Annotated in this window: 6 protein-coding genes and 2 pseudogenes; 5 read left to right on the top strand and 3 right to left on the bottom strand. The window is 64.1% G+C overall.

Annotated features, from left to right (window positions below):
* Positions 1-345: 345 nt before the first annotated feature.
* The 4 genes from BCY76_RS16790 (at position 346) to BCY76_RS16780 (ending at position 2,486) form a co-directional block, all read left to right on the top strand.
* Positions 346-894 (top strand): PadR family transcriptional regulator, encoded by a 549-nt coding sequence (locus BCY76_RS16790; protein ID WP_070158965.1) that lies wholly within the window; start codon positions 346-348, stop codon positions 892-894.
* Positions 895-955: 61 nt separating this feature from the next.
* A complete protein-coding gene (locus tag BCY76_RS20145) occupies positions 956-1,423 on the top strand; it encodes an ATP-binding cassette domain-containing protein (protein ID WP_272896874.1) in 468 nt (155 codons plus the stop codon).
* Positions 1,318-1,704 carry an ATP-binding cassette domain-containing protein gene (locus BCY76_RS20140; RefSeq protein WP_272896873.1) on the top strand — a complete coding sequence of 129 codons (387 nt, stop codon included), beginning with the start codon at positions 1,318-1,320 and terminating at the stop codon, positions 1,702-1,704. Before BCY76_RS20145 ends, BCY76_RS20140 begins: the two co-directional genes overlap by 106 nt.
* Entirely contained in the window at positions 1,701-2,486 is a 786-nt protein-coding gene (locus tag BCY76_RS16780) for an ABC transporter permease (RefSeq protein ID WP_237090248.1), read from the top strand. The genes BCY76_RS20140 and BCY76_RS16780 overlap by 4 nt, the downstream gene beginning before the upstream one ends.
* 49 nt (positions 2,487-2,535) lie before the next feature.
* Here BCY76_RS16780 and BCY76_RS16775 read toward each other — a convergent pair.
* Positions 2,536-3,321: pseudogene (locus tag BCY76_RS16775) on the bottom strand (ISL3 family transposase); the annotation flags it as partial.
* Between BCY76_RS16775 and BCY76_RS16770 the strand changes: the two are divergent.
* A complete protein-coding gene (locus tag BCY76_RS16770) occupies positions 3,322-4,350 on the top strand; it encodes a LacI family DNA-binding transcriptional regulator (protein WP_085437946.1) in 1,029 nt (342 codons plus the stop codon). It abuts the pseudogene before it with no gap.
* Positions 4,351-4,460: 110 nt separating this feature from the next.
* Here the strand turns inward: BCY76_RS16770 and BCY76_RS16765 are convergent, their stop codons facing one another.
* On the bottom strand, positions 4,461-5,249 hold the full coding sequence (locus BCY76_RS16765) for a hypothetical protein (RefSeq protein WP_070158964.1): 789 nt from the start codon (positions 5,247-5,249) through the stop codon (positions 4,461-4,463).
* An 88-nt stretch (positions 5,250-5,337) separates the two neighbouring features.
* Positions 5,338-5,616 (bottom strand): annotated as a pseudogene (locus tag BCY76_RS16760) (IS3 family transposase); the annotation flags it as partial.
* Between the last annotated feature and the right edge of the window lie 97 nt (positions 5,617-5,713).

Genomic DNA, 5,713 nt, shown 5'->3' with positions numbered 1-5,713 from the left:
CCTCAATCATCGACCACTGGGCATCGGAGAGCACCTGGAACCTCGACATCTACTCAGTCTCGCAGGACGGGCGCTACATAATTGTCAGACATGCCCTAGCCCATTCGGTCGACAACGTCACCCCATGCGACCGCACATGCAGACGTGTTCTGCCACGTGATCACACGCATCTCCCTCCACTGCACGACCCCTTTCACCAGCAGTGCCCCCGCTCCCCCGTTGCCGTGACTCCCCAACCCTCACTGGCGTTGCAGGCATCAGCCACCCCTGGGCGAACCGACTGCAGCAATCGACCTACAACACATATAGGTGCATGATCATCTATGTGTGTTGTAGACTATGAAGATGGAGTTGAAACACGCCATCCTCGGACTGCTGTCGATCCGCCCGCTGAGCGGCTACGACCTGAGTCGCGCCTTCGCCGGTACGGTGGCGCACTTCTGGCATGCCGACCGGTCCCAGATCTATCGGACATTGGACCGGCTGAGCGCGGCCGGGGCGATCACGACCGAGGTGATTCCCCAGGACGGGAAACCCGACCGCAAGGTGCACTCCCTGACCGACGTCGGGCGCGAAATGCTGACCGAGTGGCTGTCATCCCCCGTGGAGGCAGACCAACCCAAAGAGCCGTTCCTCGCCCGACTGTTCTTCGCTGCCCCGATCGGCCGCGAAGGAGTGGAGCGACTGTTCGACGAACGAGACCGCCAGGTGAACGAATCGCTCGCCGAACTGGCATCGATCACGATCGAAGCCGATGACCTGACGGCGCGGCTGCAGAAGGCGACTCTGCGCAACGGCCTCCTTCACGCCGAGGCCGAACGGGAATGGCTGCGCGAGACGCGACAGCTTCTCGGAATAGTCGAGCCACCCCAGAACCCGGAGGAGCGACCATGACCAGGAGAAACACTCGTACCGCCCCGACCGAGCATGGTCCGCGGACAGGGAAGGGATCAGCATGACGGATACGACTGCGCCTCTGGCCGTTGAAGCCCAGCAACTGGTCAAGCGATACAAGAACAAGACAGCGGTCGATGGCATAAACCTGCGAGTCCCTGCCGGAGAGACCTTCGGTGTACTGGGATCGAATGGGGCAGGCAAGACCACCACGATGGAGATGATCGCCGGACTGCGCAAGCCCACCGAGGGCTCAGTCCGGATTCTGGGCCTGGACCCTTTCACTGACCGGGCCGAGGTCCGTCAGGTGCTGGGCGTCCAGCTGCAGCATGCCAATCTGCATGATGCGCTGACCGCTCGTGAGCTCGTGGACCTCTACCGCAGCTTCTACCCGAACCCCTTGGACGCCCACCGGGCCTTAGCATGGTGGAGCTGCACGAGAAGGCCAAGACCCGATTCAGCAATCTCTCCGGCGGACAGATGCAGCGACTTTCGATCGCTTTGGCACTGGTGGGTCAGCCGCAGGTAGTGATCCTCGACGAACTCACCACTGGGCTGGATCCCATGGCTCGACGCCGGGTGTGGTCGACGATCGAGGCCCTCGAGGACCAGACAGTGATTCTCGTCAGCCATGCCATGGATGAAGTCGAACGACTCTGCGACCGGGTGGCACTCGTCGATGCCGGGCGCATCATCGCTCAGGGCACCCCGGATGATCTGAAAGCTCAAGCCTCAGCGGTCACCCTGGAGGATGCCTTCGTGAGGCTGACCGGCAGAGCGATTCTGAACGAGGAGGAATACGGCCGATGACCACCATGACCACGCCTACCATCCATGCCGCGCCGGCCGCGGCCCGGTGCGTGGATGCGGATGATCCAGCCGAAGCCAAGATGATCACCCGCTCTACCGCCAACCTCATCGTTCCCCTGGGGCTGCCCATCCTGCTGCTGGTGATGCAGGGCCTGAGAACTGATGACCTCAGCCAGGAAGTCGCTCCCGGCGTCACCGCGATGGACTACTACGCGCTGCCAGTGGTGCTGAGCATAGTTGTGACATACATCGGGGTGATGAACTTCCCCAGTTTCCTGTCGACGTATCGCAAGACCAAGATACTGCGTCGCCTGGCGGTCACACCGGCTTCTCCAGCCATGGTGATGGTGGCTCAGCTGGTGGTCGGCCTGGTCCAAGTGCTCGTGGGCATCACACTCGCCTTCGGGGTCGCGATGTTGTTCTTCGATGCCAGTCTTCCGACTGATGCATTCACGGCCCTACTGGTGCTGCTGGCCTGCTGCGTGGCGATGTACGCATTGGGCATGATCGTGGCTTCAGTGGCTCCCACGCCGAATACGGCAGCGGCCATCGGCCTGATCGCATTCTTCGCTATGGCCGCACTCGGCGGCATGTTCGGCCCCATGGAGAACCTGCCAGAGCAGTTGGCCGAAATCGGATCCTGGCTACCCTTCGGTGCCGCCGTCGAAGCGTTCCAGTCCACATGGATCGGCGAGACAGTCGCCTGGCAGAACTGGGCCAGCCTCGGAGTCACCACCATCCTGGGCGTCGGCGTAGCATCTGCGTTCTTCCGTTGGGAATGAACACGAAGTCGAATGTCTGGCGGAACGTGGGGCCCGGCGTGTTCTAGGCTCATCCCAATCGGGGGTGTAGGAGTTGGGGCCTGAAGCCGCCGGTCTCGAGCAGGCTTCGGGCGATGTAGTTGGTCAGGTTGCGGAACCCGAGTGCGGAGCCGCGCAGGTGTTCGAGCCGTCCGTTGAGCGCCTCGGTCGGCCCGTTGCTGGTGCCGGGTCGTTCGAAGTAGGCGAGCACGTCAGCGGCTCGCTTCTCCAGGGTCCGGCCCAGGGTGGTGAGCTCGGTGAGCACCTTGGGGATGCCGGCGCTGAGGTCGGTGATCAGCTTCTCCATGCGCTCGCGGCCACGTTGCCGGTCCTCGTGGCGATAGGCGGCGATCATGCGCTGGCAAACACCCCAGGTCGCCTCGACCTCGACGTGAGCGTCATCAACGAACAGCGCGCGTAGCCTGTCGCTCTGCTTGTCGGTGAGCAGGTCCGCGCCGGTGTGCAGCGTGCGCCGCGACTTGTAGAGCGGGTCGTCCCTGAACCCACGGTGCCCGTAGATCGCGAGTTGGACCCGGCGCCGGCGCCTGTCGAGGGCGTCACCGGCCAGGCGCACGACGTGGAAGGGATCCATCACCGTGACCGCGTCCGGGATCTCCTCTGCAACGGCGGTCTTGAACCCGGTGAAGCCGTCCATCGCGACCACCTCGACCGCGTCACGGAAGGCGTCGTCGCGGTCGGCGAGCCAGGTCTTGAACGCCGCCTTCGACCGGCCCTCGACCATGTCCAGCAGCCTTGCTGGGCCGGCGCCATCGCGGACCGGGGTGAGGTCGATGATCACGGTGACGTACTTGTCCCCATGCAAGACCTCGCCGATCGCGCGAATGTCTCGAAGACGGCTGTCTCTCTCGCGTTCAACAACTCGAGCCGGCTCGCGGAGGCCACCGTCAAGAACATCCTCGAAGCTGCTGCAGAACTCGGCTATTCCGGGGACCCGGCCGCACGGATGCTTCGAACACGCCGCACCGACAGTCTTGGGCTTCTCCTTCCCCAACAACTCGACAAGGTGCTCGAGAACCCCTACTACACACAATTCCTTCAGGGCATCGGACAGACGTGTCAACGCGAAGGATTCACCCTCCTGCTCGCCCCACCTCTGCGCGGCTCGACGCTGAAGACGATCCCGTACGCAGCGGTCGACGGCTTCATCGTCAGCGGACTCGAGCACGATCGGGGCGAGGTGAACGCCCTCCGACAACGAGGCATCCCATTTGTCCTCGTCGACAGCGAACTCCACGACGACGTTCCCTCGGTGGAGATCGACGGCAGCGAGGGCATGGAGGAGCTCCTCGGGCATCTCCTCAACCTCGGCCACCGTCGCATCGCGATCGTCGCAATCGAGACGGGAACCGAGGGTGGATACCGGAACTGGCGAGGCCCGGTCCTCCGCCGGATGCAGGGTGCGATCGCCGCACTCGCGTCGCGTGGACTGACTCCCGAAAGCGACGGGATCACGGTCCTCGAAGTCCCGTGCACCCGTGCAGGAGGAGCTGCGGCCTTCCACCAACTCTGGGCGCAAGCTGAACGGCCGACCGCGATCGTCGCCTTCAGCGACATCATCGCGCTCGGAGTCCTCGATGCAGCCCGCGACGCGGACGTCGCCGTTCCCCAAGAGGTCTCGGTGACCGGCTTCGACGACCTCGCCGAGGCGAGCGGGTCCGCACCTTCGCTGACCACCATTCGGCAGCCAATCGAGACGAAGGGCCGTCTGGCAGCGGAGTACCTCGTCGAATCGATCGCTGCTGCCAGCGCCGTCCGGGATCATCACCAACGCTTGCATACGGTGCTGCTCGTACGCGATTCAACCGGTCCCGCACTGGAGCTCTGATCGATCGGCTGCCGAACGGGAACACCAGTCCTGAACCGTGAGACAGCCGCGAGACCTGCCACACGCGTTCGTCGTGTTGACGGTTGCTGCGGCGCGCGGAGCGGGCAGATTCAACTCCATCCCAGGCGAACAGCGACCACGTCGGCCGCCCGCGAGGGGAACTCATCCCAGCCGGGCTCAAGGATCTCGCGAGTGAGACGATAGAGCTCCAGTGCTGACTCCTCGAGCGGCAGGTCGAGCGATCCTGCGATGCGCGCGCCCCAGATCGGGAAGTCGCGCTCGAATCGCCGCATCGGATCGTTCGTGTCACGAAGCTCGGTGGATGCTGCGTCGAATCGACCCCGGATGGCGCGCACGAGAAGCTGCACTGCCCACTGCCTGATGAACGCGTTGCCGTTGAGTCTCTCGCCACGCCGCACCCTGCCGACGCCTATCAACAGCTTCACCAGCACGAGCCGCACGTCGTTCGCCGGGTCGAATCGGTCCGCCTCGCTGGAGCGCGCCCGCGCCCGCGCCAGCAATGTCGCTGTCGTCTCCGACTCGTCATCGACCACCACCGTAGCGTCGCCCGCACGGGCGCCGTCGAGTTCGTCAGCGTCCGCGAAGGCGAACTCGAAGACGTGCGCATCGTCGTAGACAGCGACGAAGCCGATCTCACCTTCCCTCGCCGTGAGAACCAGGCGGTCGTGGTCGGGAAGCCACGACAAATCGGGTCGAATCGCCGCGCCGCGCCCTGCCTCGGTAAGTGTGAAGAAGTCGTGGTCCGACCATTCGTCGCGTCGACTGCGCGCCTCGTCCGATGCGGATCCGAGCAACACGAGCCCGATGAGGCCCTCGCGTTCCCGAACGGAGGTTGCTAGAGCTGCGCTCAGTGTGTCGAAGCGCTCAGGCGAAGTCATGGCCGCTCCATTCGCTGGGGACTGCCGCACGATCAGGTGACAGTTGGGGTGTCAGGCCGCGAGGTCGACGGCGGGGTTCATGATGGCCATCGTATTCGATGGGGGTCAACTGTCCCAGGCGGGCCTGCCGGCGGCGTCGGTGATAGGTCCTCTCGATCCAGGTGGGGGCACCTCCCGCTTGCGGGGGAATGATCGCGATGCGGAGCTCTTCTCGAGTCCTCCAGCGCTTGCGATCCAGGACGTTCCTCTGGAGGAGTGCGAAGAAGGATTCCATCTCGGCGTTGTCCCCGGCGGCACCGACTTTCCCCATCGATCCGATGAGGTGATGACGGTTCAGGGCGTGCACGAACTTCCGCGACCTGAACTGCCTGGGTTCAACCAGTCGATGCAACACCGGCCTGTTGAAGTGAGCGTAGCTGCTCCTCGAAGACCTCGGCGGGTGTCTTCCAGCCGAGGACCTTGCG

Origin of the sequence: Nesterenkonia sp. PF2B19 (assembly GCF_001758425.2) — a bacterium.
Lineage (GTDB): Bacteria > Actinomycetota > Actinomycetes > Actinomycetales > Micrococcaceae > Nesterenkonia > Nesterenkonia aethiopica.
The sequence above is the reverse complement of the archived record's forward strand: the minus strand, read 5'-3'. Positions and strand labels throughout refer to the sequence as shown.